This is a genomic window from Allobosea sp. GW821-FHT03A12, from assembly GCF_058986765.1.
Genome location: NZ_JBYSVZ010000007.1, coordinates 158,012 through 174,661, shown reverse-complemented (window position 1 = coordinate 174,661; position 16,650 = coordinate 158,012). Strand labels below are relative to the sequence as shown.

The 16,650-nt window shown below is 65.9% G+C and carries 16 protein-coding genes; 9 read left to right on the top strand and 7 right to left on the bottom strand.

Going from position 1 to position 16,650, the window contains the following annotated elements; all coding sequences use genetic code 11:
• Nucleotides 1-13: 13 nt before the first annotated feature.
• From AC3WLC_RS26050 to AC3WLC_RS26030, 5 genes are all read left to right on the top strand, one after another.
• The gene (locus AC3WLC_RS26050) at nt 14-1,453 is read left to right on the top strand and encodes an aminotransferase-like domain-containing protein (RefSeq protein WP_493686808.1); all 1,440 of its coding nucleotides are present in this window, start codon (nt 14-16) and stop codon (nt 1,451-1,453) included.
• 159 nt (nt 1,454-1,612) lie between these two features.
• Nucleotides 1,613-2,626, top strand: a complete 1,014-nt coding sequence (locus tag AC3WLC_RS26045) for an ArsR/SmtB family transcription factor (RefSeq protein WP_493686807.1) — start codon at nt 1,613-1,615, stop codon at nt 2,624-2,626.
• Nucleotides 2,626-3,537, top strand: coding sequence for a methylenetetrahydrofolate reductase [NAD(P)H] (gene metF, locus AC3WLC_RS26040; protein WP_493686806.1), 912 nt, complete (start codon nt 2,626-2,628; stop codon nt 3,535-3,537). The genes AC3WLC_RS26045 and metF overlap by 1 nt, the downstream gene beginning before the upstream one ends.
• A gap of 4 nt (nt 3,538-3,541) precedes the next feature.
• Nucleotides 3,542-7,291: a methionine synthase gene (metH, locus tag AC3WLC_RS26035; protein WP_493686805.1), complete on the top strand. Its 3,750-nt coding sequence runs from the start codon at nt 3,542-3,544 to the stop codon at nt 7,289-7,291.
• An 84-nt stretch (nt 7,292-7,375) separates the two neighbouring features.
• Nucleotides 7,376-7,720 carry an endonuclease domain-containing protein gene (locus tag AC3WLC_RS26030; RefSeq protein ID WP_493686804.1) on the top strand — a complete coding sequence of 115 codons (345 nt, stop codon included), beginning with the start codon at nt 7,376-7,378 and terminating at the stop codon, nt 7,718-7,720.
• A gap of 81 nt (nt 7,721-7,801) precedes the next feature.
• On the opposite strand, the gene AC3WLC_RS26025 is transcribed toward AC3WLC_RS26030, so the two are convergent.
• The gene (locus AC3WLC_RS26025; protein WP_493686803.1) at nt 7,802-8,737 is read right to left on the bottom strand and encodes a LysR family transcriptional regulator; all 936 of its coding nucleotides are present in this window, start codon (nt 8,735-8,737) and stop codon (nt 7,802-7,804) included.
• A gap of 117 nt (nt 8,738-8,854) precedes the next feature.
• Between AC3WLC_RS26025 and AC3WLC_RS26020 the strand changes: the two genes are divergently transcribed.
• Entirely contained in the window at nt 8,855-10,054 is a 1,200-nt protein-coding gene (locus tag AC3WLC_RS26020) for an MFS transporter (protein ID WP_493686802.1), read from the top strand.
• A gap of 199 nt (nt 10,055-10,253) precedes the next feature.
• On the opposite strand, the gene AC3WLC_RS26015 is transcribed toward AC3WLC_RS26020, so the two are convergent.
• The 4 genes from AC3WLC_RS26015 to gstA form a co-directional block, all read right to left on the bottom strand.
• Complete coding sequence (locus tag AC3WLC_RS26015) at nt 10,254-10,718, bottom strand: hypothetical protein (protein WP_493686801.1); 465 nt, start codon at nt 10,716-10,718, stop codon at nt 10,254-10,256.
• 178 nt (nt 10,719-10,896) lie between these two features.
• Nucleotides 10,897-12,606 carry a Na/Pi cotransporter family protein gene (locus AC3WLC_RS26010; RefSeq protein ID WP_493686800.1) on the bottom strand — a complete coding sequence of 570 codons (1,710 nt, stop codon included), beginning with the start codon at nt 12,604-12,606 and terminating at the stop codon, nt 10,897-10,899.
• Between the two features lie 242 nt (nt 12,607-12,848).
• Nucleotides 12,849-13,232, bottom strand: a complete 384-nt coding sequence (locus AC3WLC_RS26005) for a nuclear transport factor 2 family protein (protein ID WP_493686799.1) — start codon at nt 13,230-13,232, stop codon at nt 12,849-12,851.
• 4 nt (nt 13,233-13,236) lie between these two features.
• Entirely contained in the window at nt 13,237-13,848 is a 612-nt protein-coding gene (gene gstA / locus AC3WLC_RS26000; RefSeq protein ID WP_493686798.1) for a glutathione transferase GstA, read from the bottom strand.
• Nucleotides 13,849-13,970: 122 nt separating this feature from the next.
• Between gstA and AC3WLC_RS25995 the strand changes: the two genes are divergently transcribed.
• Nucleotides 13,971-14,336 carry a winged helix-turn-helix transcriptional regulator gene (locus tag AC3WLC_RS25995; protein WP_493686797.1) on the top strand — a complete coding sequence of 122 codons (366 nt, stop codon included), beginning with the start codon at nt 13,971-13,973 and terminating at the stop codon, nt 14,334-14,336.
• Nucleotides 14,337-14,393: 57 nt separating this feature from the next.
• Here the strand turns inward: AC3WLC_RS25995 and AC3WLC_RS25990 are convergent, their stop codons facing one another.
• Complete coding sequence (locus tag AC3WLC_RS25990; RefSeq protein ID WP_493686796.1) at nt 14,394-14,864, bottom strand: VOC family protein; 471 nt, start codon at nt 14,862-14,864, stop codon at nt 14,394-14,396.
• Between the two features lie 153 nt (nt 14,865-15,017).
• Nucleotides 15,018-15,350 (bottom strand): hypothetical protein, encoded by a 333-nt coding sequence (locus AC3WLC_RS25985; protein WP_493686795.1) that lies wholly within the window; start codon nt 15,348-15,350, stop codon nt 15,018-15,020.
• 316 nt (nt 15,351-15,666) lie between these two features.
• Here AC3WLC_RS25985 and AC3WLC_RS25980 point away from each other — a divergent pair, with 316 nt between their 5' ends.
• Nucleotides 15,667-16,140 (top strand): hypothetical protein, encoded by a 474-nt coding sequence (locus AC3WLC_RS25980; RefSeq protein WP_493686794.1) that lies wholly within the window; start codon nt 15,667-15,669, stop codon nt 16,138-16,140.
• Nucleotides 16,141-16,192: 52 nt separating this feature from the next.
• Entirely contained in the window at nt 16,193-16,633 is a 441-nt protein-coding gene (locus AC3WLC_RS25975; RefSeq protein ID WP_493686793.1) for a hypothetical protein, read from the top strand.
• The last annotated feature ends 17 nt before the right edge of the window (nt 16,634-16,650 follow it).

Below are 16,650 nucleotides of genomic sequence, written 5' to 3'. Positions count from 1 at the left end.
GCAAACTGTCCTGATGCTGGAAGCCGTACAGATTAAGGATTCAGGCGAGGCTGAGGCCGTCGCAGATACGCTCGTCGGGCGGGTCATGGCGACGATCCGGCAGCGCATCGCCGGACGGACGCTCGCGCCGGGCGCCAAGCTGCCCTCGATCCGCGGCCTCGCGCAGAGCATGGGCGTGTCGAAATCGACGGTGGTCGAAGCCTATGAGCGGCTGGCGGCGGAAGGGGCGATCCAGGCGCGGCGCGGCTCGGGCTTCTATGTCCGACGCCTGCCGCCGCTCTCGCTCGCCGATGTCGCGCCCAAGCTTGACCGGGCGGTCGACCCGCTCTGGATCTCCCGGCAGTCGCTCGATGCCGGCGCGGACAGCCTGAGGCCCGGATGCGGTTGGCTGCCGCCGGACTGGATGCCGGAGGCCTCGATCCGCAAGGCCTTGCGTAAGCTCGGCCGGGCCGAGGCGGCGACGCTGGCCGAATACGGCACACCGCTCGGTTCACCTGCGCTACGCCGTCTCCTCGCTCATCGCCTGGCCGAGCGCGGCGTCGAGGCCCCGCCTGACCAGATCGTCCTGACCGAGTCGGGCACGCAGGCGATTGATCTTGTCTGCCGCTTCCTGCTCGAGCCTGGCGACACCGTGCTGGTCGACGATCCCTGCTATTTCAACTTCCAGGCGCTGCTGCGCGCTCATCGTGCCAAGGTCGTCAGCGTGCCTTATACGCCGTCGGGACCCGATCTTGCCCTGTTCGCACAGGCGCTGACCGAGCACCGGCCGCGGCTCTACGTCACCAATTGCGCTCTGCATAACCCGACCGGCGCGACGCTCTCGGCCGCGACCGCCCATCGCTTGCTGAAGCTCGCCGAGCAGGCGGGTCTGACCATCGTCGAGGACGACATCTTTGGCGATCTCGAACCGGAGGTCGCGCCGCGGCTCGCCGGGCTCGACGGGCTGGAGCGGGTGATCCAGATCGGCAGCTTCTCGAAGACGCTGTCGGCTTCGGTGCGCTGCGGCTACATCGCGGCACGGCCGGACTGGGTCGAGGGGCTGACCGACCTCAAGGTCGCGCTCTCCTTCGGCGGCGGGCGGCTCGCGGCCGAGCTCGTGCTCGATATCCTGAAAGACGGCGGCTATCGCCGGCATGTCGAAGCGCTGCGCCAGCGCCTGGGACGGGCCATGGCCGAGACGCGCGGCCGGCTCGCTGCGCTCGACATCGAGCCCTGGCTGACACCGCGCGGCGGGCTGTTCCTGTGGTGCCGGCTGCCGGGCGAGCTCGACGCGGGGGAGGTCGCCCGGCAGGCGCTGGGCGAGGGCATCGTGCTTGCGCCGGGCAACGCCTTCAGCCTGTCGCGGACGGCACGGCACTTCATGCGCTTCAATGTGGCGCAGGCCGCCGATCCCAGGATCTTCAGCGTGCTGCGCGAGGCGATGCGGGTGGCTGCCTCACGCAAGCCCGCGTAGAGCGAGCGCGCGGGGCCTTCTCTCGTGCGACAGAGGAGCCTCCCCGTTTGTTTGATCCGTCGGTGTCGGACTGAAATATCGGACAAGCGGCTTGCATTTCTCCTGTGGTTGACATAAAGATATCTTTATATCTTTCACAGAATTTTGAGGCGCTCGCCGGTGACCAGCCGCTTCCATCATTCGCTGCCGACCCTGCTGGGCTGCCTGCGAGCAGCGGGCGAGGAGACACGCCTGCGGATCCTGGCGTTGCTGGCGGAAGGCGAGCTTTCGGTCTCCGATCTCACCGACATTCTCGGCCAGTCGCAGCCGCGCATCTCGCGCCATCTCAAGCTGATGGCGGAAGCCGGGCTGCTGCGCCGCTCGCGGGAAGGCGCCTTCGCCTTCTTCCGGCTCGACGATGCGACGCCGGGTGGCGCACTGGCGCTGACGCTCGCCCGCGATCTCGATCCCGCCGACCCGGTTCTGGCGGCGGACCGTGAGCGCCTCACCGCGGTGCGTGCATCGCGGGCTGCCGCGGCGCAGTCCTATTTCGCCAATGTCGCGCGCGAATGGGATCAGCTCCGCTCACTGCATGTTCCCGACGCCGCCGTCGAGGCTGCGGTCGAGGCCGCCGTCGGCGAGACGCCGCTGCAGGCGCTGCTCGATCTCGGCACCGGCACCGGGCGCATGCTGGAGCGCCTCGCGCCGAAGGCGGCCCGTGCGGTCGGTGTCGATGCCAGCCATGCCATGCTGGCGGTGGCGCGGGCCAACCTCGAAAAGGCCGGCCTGTCGCGGGTCGAGCTGCGGCAGGGCGACATCTATGCGCTGCCCTTCGCGCGCGGCTCGTTCGACCTCGTGATCGTGCACCAGGTTCTGCACTTCCTCGACGATCCGGCCCGCGCCTTGCGCGAGGCGGCAGCGCTGCTCTCCCCGGGTGGGCGGCTGATCCTGGTCGATTTCGCGCCGCACGAGATGGAGTTCCTGCGGACCGAGCACGCGCATCGCCGACTCGGCTTCGAGAAGGACGAGATCGTCGCCTGGTTCGCCGAGGCCGGTCTCGACTGCGATCTCGCCGAGGAGGTCACTGCGCCCGATGGCGCTTGCGGCCAGCTCGGCGTCATGCTCTGGCGCGGGCGCGATCGGCGCCTCCAGGGTGATTTTCCGATTCGTCAGTTCGATCGTGAGGTTGCGTGATGAACGCTTTCCGCCCCAGCCGCCATGGCTCGCGCCGCCCGCGCGTCTCCTTCGAGTTCTTCCCGCCGAAGAACGAGGAGATGGAGGTCAATCTCTGGGACAGCGTGCGCCGGCTCGAGCCGCTCGGCCCGGCTTTCGTCTCGGTAACCTATGGCGCCGGCGGCTCGACCCGCGAGCGCACCCACAACACCGTCAAGCGCATGATCGACGAGACCGGCCTGAAGCCGGCGGCGCATCTGACCTGCGTCTCCGCCAGCACCGACGAGGTCGATGACGTCATCCGCTCCTATTGGGCAGCGGGCGTGCGCCATATCGTGGCGCTGCGCGGCGATCCGGCCGGCGGGCTCGGCACCACCTACGAGCCGCATCCCGAGGGCTATCACCAGACCTCGGACCTGGTCGAAGGCATCCGCAAGATCGGCGAGTTCGAGGTCACCGTCTCGGCCTATCCGGAGAAGCACCCGGAAGCCGCCTCGCTCGATGCCGACATCGATGCGCTGAAGAAGAAGGTCGATGCCGGTGCGACCCGGGCGATCACCCAGTTCTTCTTCGATAACGACGTCTATTTCCGCTATCTCGACAAGGTCCGCTCGCGCGGCATCGAGATTCCGATCCTGCCGGGCATCGTCCCTGTCCAGAACTTCAAGCAGACCGCCGGCTTTGCCCGCAAGACCGGGGCAAGCGTGCCGCAATGGCTGGCCGACCGCTTCGAGGGGCTGGAGGACGACGCCGCGACGCGCCGGCTGGTCGCCGCCGCCGTCTGCGCCGAGCAGGTGCTCGATCTGATCGATCGCGGCGTCTCCGACCTGCATTTCTACACGATGAACAAGGCCGACCTGGTCTATGCGATCTGCCATCTCGTCGGCTTGAAGCCGGAGAAGGCGCAGGCGCAGCAGGTGGCGGCGGAGTAGACTGATGTCCGATTACCAGCCCACCCCCGCCGACGGCGCCGAAATCGAGCGCGCCCTGCGCCAGGCCGCCTCCGAGCGCATCCTCATCCTCGACGGCGCGATGGGGACGCAGATCCAGAACCTGAAGCTGAGCGAGGCCGACTTCCGCGGCGAGCGCTTCAAGGGCTGGAACCACGACCTCAAGGGCAATAACGACCTGATCGCGCTGACGCTGCCGGATGCGCTGCGCGACATCCATCTCGCCTATTACCGGGCGGGCGCCGATATCGTCGAAACCAACACCTTCTCCGGCACCTCGATCGCCCAGGCCGATTACGGCATGGAAGCGATCGTCTACGAGCTCAATGTCGAGTGCGCCCGGATCGCGCGCGAGGCGGCCGAGATCGCCCGCAAGGAGGACGGCCGTCGCCGCTTCGTCGCCGGCGCGATCGGCCCGACCAACCGCACGCTCTCGATCTCGCCCGACGTCAACAATCCCGGTTTCCGCGCGGTGACCTTCGACCAGGTGCGCGATGCTTACGCCGAGCAGGTTCGTGGCCTGATCGATGGCGGCTCCGAATTGCTGCTGATCGAGACGATCTTCGACACGCTCAACGCCAAGGCCGCGATCGTCGCGATCCAGGAGGTCTTCCGCGAGAAGAGCCTCAAGCTGCCGGTGATGATCTCCGGCACGATCACCGATCTCTCCGGCCGCACCCTCTCGGGCCAGACGGTCGAGGCGTTCTGGAACGCGGTGCGCCATGCCGATCCGCTGACGATCGGCCTCAACTGCGCCCTCGGCGCCCGCGAGATGCGCGCCCATATCAAGGACATGTCGCGCGTCGCCGGTACGCTGGTCTGCGCCTACCCGAATGCCGGCCTGCCCAACGAGTTCGGCCTCTATGACGAGCGGCCGGAAGCGACTGCCAAGATGCTGGCCGAATTCGCCGATGCCGGCTTCGTCAACGTGGTCGGCGGCTGCTGCGGCACCACGCCGGACCATATCCGCGCCATCGCCGGGGCTGTCGCCGGCAAGGCGCCGCGCCGCGTGCCGGAACCGAAGCCCTATCTCAGGCTCGCCGGCCTCGAGCCGTTCACGCTCGACGAGACCATTCCGTTCGTCAATGTCGGCGAGCGCACCAACGTCACCGGCTCGGCCAAGTTCCGCAAGCTGGTCACCAATGGCGACTATGCCGCCGCGCTCGACGTGGCGCGCGACCAGGTCGCCAATGGCGCGCAGGTCATCGACATCAACATGGACGAAGGCCTGCTCGATTCCGAGAAGGCGATGACCGAGTTCTGCAACCTGATCGCCTCGGAGCCGGACATCTCCCGCGTGCCGATCATGGTCGATTCCTCGAAGTTCCATGTGATCGAGGCCGGCCTCAAGACGATCCAGGGCAAGCCGATCGTCAACTCGATCTCGATGAAGGAGGGCGAGGAAGCCTTCCTCGAGCATGCCCGCATCTGCCGGCAATACGGCGCAGCGGTGGTGGTCATGGCCTTCGACGAGACCGGTCAGGCCGACACCTATCAGCGCAAGATCGAGATCTGCACCCGCGCCTACAAGCTGCTGACCGAGGTCGCCGGCTTCCCGCCCGAGGACATCATCTTCGATCCAAACATCTTCGCGGTGGCGACCGGCATCGAGGAACACGACAACTACGGCAACGACTTCATCAACGCGACCCGCACCATCCGCGAGACGCTGCCGCACGCCCATATCTCGGGCGGCGTTTCGAACCTGTCCTTCTCGTTCCGCGGCAATGAGAAGGTCCGCGAGGCGATGCATTCGGTCTTCCTCTACCATTGCATCAAGGTCGGCATGGACATGGGCATCGTGAATGCCGGCCAGCTCGGCTCCTACGATGATCTCGATCCGGAACTGCGCGAGCTCTGCGAGGATGTCGTCCTCAACCGCCGCAAGGATTCGACCGAGCGCCTGCTCGACGCTGCGCCGCGCTTCAAGGGCGACGGCTCGGCGGCGGTTTCGGGCAAGGACCTCGCCTGGCGCGAAGCCGATGTGCACGAGCGTCTCAAGCACGCTCTGGTCAACGGCATCACCGAGTTCATCGACCGCGATACGGAAGAGGCGCGCACTCAGGCTGAGAAGCCGCTTCACGTTATCGAAGGGCCGTTGATGGCCGGGATGAACGTGGTCGGCGACCTGTTCGGTGCCGGCAAGATGTTCCTGCCGCAGGTGGTGAAGTCGGCCCGCGTGATGAAGCAGGCCGTCGCCTACCTCATGCCGTACATGGAGGAGGAGAAGCGCCTCAATGGCGGCGCCGAGCGCCAGGCGGCCGGCAAGGTGCTGATGGCGACCGTGAAGGGCGATGTCCACGACATCGGCAAGAACATCGTCGGCGTCGTGCTCCAGTGCAACAACTACGAGGTGATCGACCTCGGCGTGATGGTGCCGACGCAGAAGATCCTCGACACCGCGCGCAAGGAGAAGGTCGACATCATCGGTCTCTCCGGGTTGATCACGCCCTCGCTCGACGAGATGGTCACTGTGGCCTCCGAGATGGAGCGCGAGGGCTTCGACATCCCGCTGCTGATCGGCGGCGCGACGACCAGCCGCGTCCACACTGCGGTGAAGATCCACCCGGCCTACAACCAGGGCCAGGCGGTCTATGTCACCGACGCCTCGCGCGCGGTCGGCGTCGTCTCCAGCCTGCTCTCGCAGGAGCAGAAGGCGCCTTACGTCGAGGGCATCCAGGCCGAATACGAAAAGGTCGCCGCCGCCCATCGCCGCTCGGAGGCCGACAAGCAGCGCTTGCCGCTCGGCAAGGCGCGCGCCAACGCCTTCAAGCCGGACTGGGCCGGCTACCAGCCGCCAAAGCCGACCTTCCTCGGCACGCGCGTCTTCAGGACCTATGATCTCGCCGAACTGGTGCCGCTGATCGACTGGACGCCGTTCTTCCAGACCTGGGAGCTGAAGGGCCGTTTCCCGGCGATCCTGGAGGACGAGAAGCAGGGCGAGGCGGCGCGCCAGCTCTGGGACGATGCGCAGGCGATGCTGAAGCGCGTCGTCGAGGAGCGCTGGTTCAATCCCAAGGCGGTGATCGGCTTCTGGCCGGCCAATGCCGTCGGCGACGACATCCGCCTCTATACCGGCGAGAGCCGGCAGGAGAAGCTCGCGACCTTCCACGGCCTGCGCCAGCAGCTCTCCAAGCGCGACGGCAAGCCGAACATGTGCATCTCCGACTTCGTCGCGCCGGAAGGCGGGTCGCCGGACTATATCGGCGCCTTCGTGGTGACCTCGGGCGCCGAGGAGGAGCGGATTTCCGAGCGCTTCGCCCGCGATAATGACGACTACCGCTCGATCATGGTCAAGGCGCTGGCCGACCGCATCGCCGAGGCCTTCGCCGAGCGCATGCATCAGCGCGTGCGTACCGAGTTCTGGGCCTATGCGCCGGACGAGACCTTCTCGAACGAGGAGCTCATCCGCGAGGACTATCAGGGCATCCGCCCGGCGCCGGGCTATCCGGCCCAGCCCGACCATACCGAGAAGGCGACGCTGTTCGAGCTGCTCCAGGCCGAGCCGCGGGTCGGCGTCAAGCTGACCGAGAGCTATGCGATGTGGCCGGGCTCCTCGGTCTCCGGCCTCTATCTCTCGCATCCCGACGCCTATTATTTCGGTGTCGCCAAGGTCGAGCGCGACCAGGTCGAGGACTACTCGGTCCGCAAGGGCATGGACATCCGCGAGGTCGAGCGCTGGCTGGCGCCGATCCTGAACTACGAGCCGAGCGCCTATGCGGAGGCGGCGGAGTAGGAGTTAGGTGAAGCGCGGGGGAGCCCCTCTCCTGTAAGGAGAGGGGCAGGGGTGAGGTGTACGCGCTCTCCGAAGAAAACTCCGATGGTCGGCGAGTATCAACACTTCGCGCGCAAGCTCCGCCGCCAGGCAACCAAGCCTGAAGACATCCTCTGGGCCCTCTTGCGCGGCCGCCGCTTCGGCAGTGTGAAGTTCAGGCGGCAAGTTCCTCTGCTCGGTTACACCGTCGATTTCCTCAGCTTCGAGCGCAGGCTCGTAATCGAGCTCGATGGGCGCCAGCATGATGTTCAGCGCGACTACGATACCCTCCGCAGCGAAGAGATCGAGCGCCATGGCTTCATGCTCATCCGTTTCCGCAATGAGGACGTGCTGAATGATCTGGATGCTGTCATTGCGCGGATCGGGGCGGCGTGCGCAACGCTTGGGTGAGGTGTAGACGCCTGCTCGTGTGCCAGGGCCGACCGCGCGGTCAGGTTCAGGCCAACGTTTTCAGTCCGAACACCTCACCCCCTACCCCTCTCCTTCCAGGAGAGGGGATCCCGCGCCCTTTCGATCAACCGCAGCCTTCAGGAATTCCTTGGCGGCGAAGTCGACGAAAGCCCGCAGCTTCGGCGAGGCGTAGCGGCTCGCCGGCCACATCACGCTGATCTTGGTCTGCACCTCGACATAGCCAGCGAGGATGCGGACGAGCGAGCCGCGCTGCAGGTGCTCGGCGACGGACAGGTCGGGAACGCAGGCGATGCCGAGCCCGCTTTCGGCGAGGCCGATCTGCGCTTCGAGCGCGTTCGTCACTACGCTGGGCTGGATTTCGACCTGCGCGGGCTTGCCGCCTCTGGACAGTGGCCATTGGTGGAGCTTGCCCGTATTGGCGTAGCGATAGACGAGGCAGGTGTGCCGGGCGAGGTCTTCCGGCGCCTCCGGCGTGCCCATCCGGCGGAAATAGTCGGGTGAGCCGACCAGCGCCTGGCTGAAATGGCCGAGCGTGCGGGTCATCAGCCGGGAATCGGCATGCTCGCCGGTGCGGAGCACGACATCGAAGCCTTCGCCGATGACGTCGACCACCCGGTCGGTGGCATCGAGCTCGAGCTCGATCTCCGGGTGGCGCCGCTTGAAGGCTGCGAGCTTGGCCATCGGGATCATGCTCATCGACGGCAGGCTGACGCGTAGCTTGCCTTGCGGCGTCGCCCGGCTGCGCGACAATTCGAGCTCGGCGGCTTCGTATTCGCAGAGGATGCGCCGGCAGCGTTCGAGGAACATCGCCCCCTCCGGCGTCAGCGTTACGCTGCGGGTCGAGCGGTGGAACAGCCTGGCGCCGAGCCGCTCTTCCAGCCGCGCCACGGCCTTGCTGACGGCCGAGGCGGAGATGCCGAGCTTGCGGCCGGCCTCGGTGAACCCATCGGCTTCTGCCGCATGCACAAAGGCGAAGAGCGCTCCGAGACTGTCCATGCGGCGGTCACCCAGTCATGACGAGAATGTCCAAAGTGTCGTGAGTTGTGTCCTGTTTTTCGCTCATTGGGAACCAGCTACCTCAAGCGCCGACCCATCTTCGAAGGCGCTACAGCCATGACATCAGCGACAGATACGATCTCGACCGGCACGAGCGAGGCGAGGCTGCCCCTAGGGGGCTTGCTGGCGCTCGCCATGGCGGCCTTCATCACCCTCCTGACCGAAATCCTGCCATCGGGGCTGCTCCCGCAAATGGCGGGGAGCCTCGGACGATCCGAGGCGCTGATCGGCCAGCTCGTCACCGCCTATGCGGTCGGCTCGCTCGTCTCCGCCATTCCTCTGACGATCGCCACGCAGAGCTGGCGGCGGCGCACATTGCTGCTGCTCGCCATTGGCGGCTTTGCCGTCGTCAACACGGTGACCGCCATCTCCGAGAGCTATGCCGTCACGCTGATCGCCCGTTTCGTCGCGGGCATGAGCGCGGGGCTGCTCTGGGCGCTGGCGGCCGGTTATGCAGCGCGCATGGTGCCGGACCATCTGCAGGGCCGCGCGATCGCCATCGCCATGGTCGGCGCGCCGCTCGCCCTCTCGCTCGGCATCCCAACGGGAACCTTCCTCGGCACGCTGCTGGGCTGGCGCTGGACCTTCGGCGTGATGAGCGGGCTGACCGTGCTGCTCGTCGCCTGGGTGCTGGCCAAGGTGCCCGATTTCCCTGGCCAGAAGCGGGGCCAGGAATTCGGACTGAAGGCGGTGTTCACGCTGCCGGGCGTACGGCCGGTCCTGTTCGTGGTCTTCGCCTATGTGCTCGCCCACAACACGCTCTACACCTTTATCGCGCCCTTCCTTGAGCCGGCCGGCCTCAAGGAACGGACCGATGTCGTGCTGCTGGTCTTCGGCCTGGCCTCCTTGCTCGGCATCTGGATCACCGGCGCCCTGATCGATCGCTGGCTGCGCGAGTTGGTCCTGGCGAGCGTCGCGCTGTTCGGCCTCTCTGCATTGGCGCTCGGGATCGCAGGGACCGCGCCCGCGGTGATCTATGGCGCAGTCGCTGCCTGGGGGCTGGCCTTCGGCGGGGCAGGGACGCTGTTCCAGACTGCTTCCGCCAAGGCTGCCGGCAAAGCCGCCGACGTCGCCCAGTCGATGCTGGTGACGACGTGGAACCTCGCCATCGCCGGCGGCGGCATCCTCGGCGGGCTGCTGCTGAGCGGGTTCGGCGTTGCGCCATTCCCGTGGGTGCTGGCGGCGTTGCTGATCGCCACATTCGCGGTCGTGTGGGCCGCGAAGCGCCACGGCTTTCGTGCGGCCACGACCAGATGACCCCATTGGTGTCGTGAAAGGGCAGGCGCGCGGAACCCTCTCCTGTAAGGAGAGGGCAGGGTGAGGTGTAGGCCGCCTGACCAACTCCGCGAGCGCCAACCGCGCGGTCGAGTTCAAGCCAACGTTTTCAGTCCGAACACCTCACCCCTGCCCCTCTCCTTCCAGGAGAGGGGTTCCCGCGCACTTGAAATGAAGCTGCTCACCCGCCGCAGCGCTGCGCCAGCACGGCAAAGCCCTTCTGTCCGGTGGCGAGCGGGAAGTTCTGCGTCTCACCCTCGACGCGCAAGGTGAGGCTCTTGCCCTTGCGCAGCACTGCCTGGAGTGCTGGCGACAACGTCGTCGTCGCCTCGAAATGGTTGCCCATCTCGTCGCTGATCAGCTTCATGCTGACGTCGGCCTGTCCGCCGCTCGAGGAGAATTTGGCGGTGGTGACGGCGTTGTCCTTCATGCCTTCCTTGAAGAACGGGATCCGCACGGTCAGGCTCTTGCTGGCGAAGTCGCAGGAGAAGAACAGGCGCTGGTCGTCGCTCTCCGGCATCTCATAGGCGACGACGATTCCATCCGCATCCTGCCGGACGCCCCAGGTCAGGCCGTCATCGGCGAGAGCGGCGGCTGTCTGCAGCGCCAAAGCGGGTGCCAGGAGAAAAATCGCCTTCGACGTCATGTAGCTGTCCTCGTATCCGGTCGTCGCCGCGCTCTTGCGCAGAGCAGGCACCAATTCGCGTATTGCACTGCCATTGCGGCTGCTTGGTTTCACCTGCAATCGCGACAAAAAGTTGAGCGGAAAAAACAAACAGGCCGCCCGGAGGCGGCCTGTCCACAATCTGGGTATGGCGACCTGTTCAGGCCGGCACGGCGGCGGTGCCGAAACCGCCGACTTCGCGGCTTTGCGAGCTGGTTTCCGAGACCGGCACGACACGCGAGACGGAGCGGCGCTCGGCGTCGATGCGCTCGATCAGGAAGAAGGCGCGTTCGGCCGAGCCGAGCAGCGCCAGGATCGCGCCGCGCTCGACCCAGGGCAGCTCCGCACCGAGGCGCAGGCAGCGCTCGCGGACCGCGGACAGGGCGGCGATGCGCGGCTCCGCCTGCGCGGAGACGAGCGGCATATCCGGCCCGGCCGGGACGATGGCGCGCATCGCCTCGGCGACCTGGTCGACGATGCTGTCGACGACCTCGCGGCCGGGCTGGCCGAAGGGCTGGCGCTCGATGCGGCGGGCGATCTGGTAGAGGGTCTCGCCGAGGCTGGCGGTGAAGTCCTCTTCCTCGATCAGGCTCGCGACGAGATCGGCGCGGGCATAGGGCATCTCCGGCGTGAACATGCCGGAGGTGTAGGCGCGGATGTCGCGATTGAGGACGTCGATCGCGGCGTAGTGCTCCTCGCTCTTCTGCGGCGCGTCGGGCTTGTTGCGGGCGATGTCGAGGAAGAGCTGGGCGGCCTGGAGATAGCGCCCGGTCTCCTTCTGGATGTTGCCGACGGCATGGGCGTGGTCGGTCGCCCTGGCGAGGAAGCGCGGAGCCGAATAGTCCTCGATATCGTCGGCCGAGGAGGCGCCGACGCGGGAGAGAACCCGCTCGAACACGCCCACGAAGGGGAAGAGCAGGACGGTGTTGAAGATATTGAAGAAGGTCGAATAGAGGCCGATCGCGACGGGAACGAGGGGGAAGGTCTCCTTGCCGTCCTTGACGACCGGGATGCCGGGATTGCCGCCGAACCACTGCATCGCCCAGGTCAGCACGTCCATCGAGACGAAGAACAGCGGGATCGTGACGGCGACGCCGATGATGTTGAAGGATATATGGGCGTAGGCGGCGCGCTTGGCGTTCTTGGAGAGGTTGAGCGAGGCCATCCAGGAGGTGATGGTGGTGCCGAGATCGGCGCCGAGCGAGAAGGCGACGGCAGTCTTCCAGTCGAGGATGCCGGCCGCGCCGAGGCCCATGACGATGCCGATCGTCGCCGAGGAGGAGTGGATCATCGCGGTGATGCCGGCGGCGATCAGCACGCAATAGATCAGGTTGAGATAGGTGTCGGCCTTGAGCGAGGAGATGACGCTCATCACCTCGGGCATCGCGCGCAGCGGACGCAGGCCGCCGGTCATCAGGTTGAGGCCGTAGAAGATCAGCGCGAAGCCCATGCAGGCGAGGGCGATGTTCTTGACCTTGTCGGTCTTGGCGAAGATGTGGACCAGCGCGAAGATGCCGGCGAGCAAGAGGCCGAGCGGGCCGAGCGGCAGGGCGATCAGGCCGTTGCCCAGCGTCGTGCCGATATTGGCGCCCATGATCACCGAGATCGCGGGCCGCAGGCCGATGACGCCGGCATTGACGAGACCGACGACCATCACGGTCATCGCGGTCGAGGACTGGATCACGCCGGTGATGAAGGTGCCGGCCATGACGCCCTTGACCGGGGTGCCGGCGATCTTGGCGAGCAGCGCCCGCATCTTGTTGACGGCGAGATTCTGGATGCCGTTGCTCATGAATTCGAGGCCGAGCATGAAGATGCCCAGGCCGCCGATCACAGGCACGATCACCTGCGTGAAAATGTCGACTTGCATGCTCTCGACTCCGACAAGGGTGCGCGGTCGCGTCTGCGGCCGGGTCGAGGCGGCACGGCGCGCATCTGCACGCAGGTCCGGCACCGGACGCGCGCGCTTCTCCGTGCCGGTTTCCCCACCTGGCTGCCGGGAGTCCTAGGCAGGTCGTACGACATTCGGGTGACTATGCGTCACAAGGCTGGCGGAGCCGCTGCCCAGCTGTCGGCGTCAAGTTTCGCCGACGGCCGTGCCTCTCAACCCCTTCAGGTGGCTGCCGGATCGAGGTCGAAATGGAAGACCTTGGCGATCAGGCGCCAGCGCCCATCCAGCTTGATGAAGCTGAGCAGGTCGATGAAGCGCTTCGGCCCGATCGCGCATTCGACCCGGGCCAGCGCCGTGACCGGCCCGGCGAACTCGATCGAGAGGATGCGGTCGCGGCGCGCTTCGCCCCGACTGGCAGGCGAGGGCCGCTTCGCCACCATCGGCAGGTACTCCGCCATGGTGAGATGGGTCAGGCTGCCCTCCGTGCCGCAGGCGTAGATCGCCTGCGGGTGGAAGAGCTGCCCGAGCCTGTCGGCGTCGCTGTGGTGGAGCCCGTCGAAATAGTCGCCGAGCGCCGCGACGATCTCGGCAAAGCGCGGTTCCATGGCCCTATTTCACCAGGCCTTCGGCCTTCATCGCGGCCTGTACCGTCGCGCGCTCCGCGACGCGGGCCATCAAGGCCTGGACCTTCGGCCAACGGTCGAGTGGGAAGCCGACATGGCCGCCCCAGTTCGCCACGGTGAACAGATAGCCGTCGGCGACGCTGAAACGCTCACCCAACAGATAGGAGCGGCCATCGGCGAGCTTCGCCTCGACGTTGTCGAAACGGCGTGAAAGCTTTTGCTTGGCAGCCTCTCTGCTCGCCTCGCTGTCTGTGGTGTTGAACAGCGGGCTGAAGCCCTTGTGCAGTTCGGACGAGACGAAGTTGAGCTCTTCCTGCAGCCGCGCGCGGGCGAGCGTGCCGGCTTTCGGTGCGATCTCCGCTTCCGGCTTCAGATCGGCGATGTACTGCACGATCGCGGCGCCCTCGGTGAGCACTTCGCCGTTGTCGAGTTCCAACGCCGGGACATAGCCGCGCGGATTGACGGTGGTGAAGTCAGCGCCGGTCTCGGTTGTCTTGGTCTTGGTATCGACCTTCTCGAGCGCAAAGGGCAGGCCGGCCTCGCGCAGCGCGATATGCGGCGAAAGCGAGCAGGCGCCGGGGGCGTAGTAGAGTTTCATGCTGATCCGTCTCCGTGTTGGCGGGCGGCTCAGGGGTAGGAGGCGAGATAACTTTTGTATACTGGGTAACTTGTTGTTACTGAATTTTCCGGTATCCTCGCGGTAACCGGAGAATCCCCTTCATGGCGTTGAAGATACGGAAGAATCGGGCGAAAAACCCTCCGCCGACCTGCGCGGTCGGCACCTGCATGCAGGTGCTCGGCAAGGCCTGGACGCCGAACGTGATCTGGTATCTGAGCGCCGGGCCACGCCGCTTCGGCGAGCTGCGGCATGACATGCCGCTGATCTCGGCCAAGATGCTGAGCGAGCGCCTGCGCGATCTCGAGAACAAGGGTGTGGTCGAGCGGTGCGTCGTGCCGAGTTCGCCGCCATCGGCCGAGTACGGGCTGACCGAACTCGGCCTCGAGCTGATGCCGGCGATCGAGGCGATCGTCGCAGTCGGCAAGCGCCTGAAGGAGCGCATGCGGCAGGCGGCAGAAGCCGCCTGAGGTTTCTTTGGTGTAATTCCGGACGCGAAACCGCTTCGCCCCTTCGCTGGAATGGCGTTAGCCTTCTGCGGCTGCTTCCAGCGCGGCGATGTCGAGCTTGACCATCTTCAGCATCGCCTCGGCGACGCGCCTGGCCTTGGCGCGATCGGGATCGCGCGTCAGCTCGCCCAGCCGCTTCGGCGAGATCTGCCAGGACACGCCCCAGCGATCTTTCAGCCAGCCGCACTGCTCGAACTTGCCGCCTTCGCCGAGCGCCTCCCAGAGCCGGTCGATCTCGGCCTGGGTGTCGCATTCCACGACGATCGAGAAGGTGTGGTTGAAGGTGTCGGAGCGCCAGGCCTCGAAGGCCTGGTAGCGCTGGCCGCCAATGGTGAAGGCGGCGATCTTGACACTGCCGGCCGGCCCGCTGGGCGATTCCGCCGGCAAGGCGCTGGTCCATTCCAGCGCGGAATTCGGGATCAGCGAGGTGTAGAGGCTGATCGCAGCCTCCATGTCCTTGTCGAACCAGAGATTCTGGGTGACCTTCATCGCTATGCTCCTTGCTGCCTCATCAGACCAGATGATGGCCTGTCGCCTCAAGGACGAAGGAGGACGGAAGGTTCCGACAGAGGGCGTGCTTTTTTGTGAAGAGGGCGTTTGCCGGCAGAACGGCCCCGCGTTCCGGCGAGGCCGCTGCCCGGGTCACCAGCGGTCGTAGCGCGGGCGGCCGTAGCCGTCGCCATAGCCGCGCCGGTAACCGTAACCGTCCCTGTAGCCGCCATAGCCGCGTCCGTAGCCGCGACCGTAACCGCCGCCATAGCCACCGCCACGCCCGTAGCGCTGGCGATCGATATTGTCCTGGATCATCTGCATCCGCCGCAGCTTGGCGTCGCTGGCGGTGAACTCGGCGGGCAGCTTGTCGAGCTGCTGCGCGATCGTCGGCGCGAGCGCTCCATCATGAGTGGCGGCCGGCGCGGCACTGACCGCAGTGAAAGAGCCCATGAACAGGGCTGCCGCGATCACGAGATGTCGCATGAGGTGTCTCCTGGTTAGCCGAGGCGATCATCGCCTATGCGATTGCAACGCCACCTGAACGGAAATGTTCGCTGATGTTCAGCGAGCGGGGCCGAGCCGCCACTTCGGGCAGGCGCGAGGCTGTCAGCCGGAGCTGTCCCGCCGGGGGGAGGTTGGTCAAAGAAGGTTGCGGAAAGATTGCCGGGCCTGTGGTGGGGCTTTGGCGCAGCCTCGGAAACCGTGATGTCAGCGAAAGGTCGACAGCGGTCCTATTCCCCTTCGCGGCTTGTGCTAGAACAGGTCAACTATGGAGGATCATGTGTCGCGGAGAGAGGTATTGGTCCTCATTGTCGGCTTGGTGATCTTCTGCGGGCTTGGCTTTGTTGGGCCTACAGAGGTGCGCGCACAAAACCCGCACGATTACGCACTTCACAAAGCCATCGTGGCGGCTCAGAGTAAAATAGCGGCGGCAGCTAGAAACGGTGATGACGACGCTCTCGGAATCACCTACCATAATTCGATGATTGAGCTTTTTCTTTATAAGAAGAAGTATAATATCTCGGATGGGGTAGCGCAAAATCCTTGCCAAAGATCATATGAAGAGCTTTCCGCATCCGCGATGTTTCTTTCGAGTTACATTCGGCCAAGTCGACAGATTTCGGGGCCGGCAGATAGGGCCGGGGACGGGCGCGAAGCGGACAAGTGGTGGGATAGCCATAAGGAAGCCCTTGTTGAGTGCGAACGCCTCCTCAAGCTTCCTCAATCACCAGCCGCCGGACCGGATCGCTTAACGAGCATCGTTTCGCGCTAAGGTGTCCGCTACGGGTCGGAAGCGGGCGCGCGATCAGAGTATAATCCAGCCCATGATCGACAGGGACGCTCGCGATCGCGCTGCCGCATTGGTCGAAGGCTTCTGGAGCGGAACGACCACGAACAGGCAGCTGGAAGCCGCCTGGCCAAGCGGCGAAGACCGAGGGCTCGACGCGGTCTTCGATTTCGTCTGGGGCCTCTATGACGACTTCAAGGAGCATGCCGCTCGCGAGGCCGATCGCGCCAATCCAAAGCTCAACGATCTGATTGCGAATTGCGTCCGCTTCCTCCAGTCGGATGAGCCTTACACATGGCCCCATTCCGGCAGCGTGCCGGGCGGTGGGCGGTATCCCCGCTGGGCAGTCCGGGCCTCTTGCGGCCTGCTCGGTCTCTGGAACAGGGCCGCAGCCGTGCGGGAGGAGAGATATTGGCGCGATATGCGCGCGCATGGCGATGTGACCGCCTGGCCCTTCAGGATGTCTCAGGCCGGCTAGGAGCCACGAGCCAGCGC

Bases quoted from the DNA above. Each gene is read 5' to 3' on its own strand.
- metF (WP_493686806.1), top strand. From the start codon at position 2,626: ATGAACGCTTTCCGCCCCAGCCGCCATGGCTCGCGCCGCCCGCGCGTC.
- AC3WLC_RS26050 (WP_493686808.1), top strand. From the start codon at position 14: ATGCTGGAAGCCGTACAGATTAAGGATTCAGGCGAGGCTGAGGCCGTC.
- metH (WP_493686805.1), top strand. From the start codon at position 3,542: ATGTCCGATTACCAGCCCACCCCCGCCGACGGCGCCGAAATCGAGCGC.
- AC3WLC_RS25990 (WP_493686796.1), bottom strand. From the start codon at position 14,864: ATGAAGGTCACCCAGAATCTCTGGTTCGACAAGGACATGGAGGCTGCG.
- AC3WLC_RS26015 (WP_493686801.1), bottom strand. From the start codon at position 10,718: ATGACGTCGAAGGCGATTTTTCTCCTGGCACCCGCTTTGGCGCTGCAG.
- AC3WLC_RS25985 (WP_493686795.1), bottom strand. From the start codon at position 15,350: ATGCGACATCTCGTGATCGCGGCAGCCCTGTTCATGGGCTCTTTCACT.
- gstA (WP_493686798.1), bottom strand. From the start codon at position 13,848: ATGAAACTCTACTACGCCCCCGGCGCCTGCTCGCTTTCGCCGCATATC.
- AC3WLC_RS25975 (WP_493686793.1), top strand. From the start codon at position 16,193: ATGATCGACAGGGACGCTCGCGATCGCGCTGCCGCATTGGTCGAAGGC.
- AC3WLC_RS26005 (WP_493686799.1), bottom strand. From the start codon at position 13,232: ATGGAACCGCGCTTTGCCGAGATCGTCGCGGCGCTCGGCGACTATTTC.
- AC3WLC_RS26025 (WP_493686803.1), bottom strand. From the start codon at position 8,737: ATGGACAGTCTCGGAGCGCTCTTCGCCTTTGTGCATGCGGCAGAAGCC.
- AC3WLC_RS25995 (WP_493686797.1), top strand. From the start codon at position 13,971: ATGGCGTTGAAGATACGGAAGAATCGGGCGAAAAACCCTCCGCCGACC.
- AC3WLC_RS26010 (WP_493686800.1), bottom strand. From the start codon at position 12,606: ATGCAAGTCGACATTTTCACGCAGGTGATCGTGCCTGTGATCGGCGGC.
- AC3WLC_RS26030 (WP_493686804.1), top strand. From the start codon at position 7,376: ATGGTCGGCGAGTATCAACACTTCGCGCGCAAGCTCCGCCGCCAGGCA.
- AC3WLC_RS26020 (WP_493686802.1), top strand. From the start codon at position 8,855: ATGACATCAGCGACAGATACGATCTCGACCGGCACGAGCGAGGCGAGG.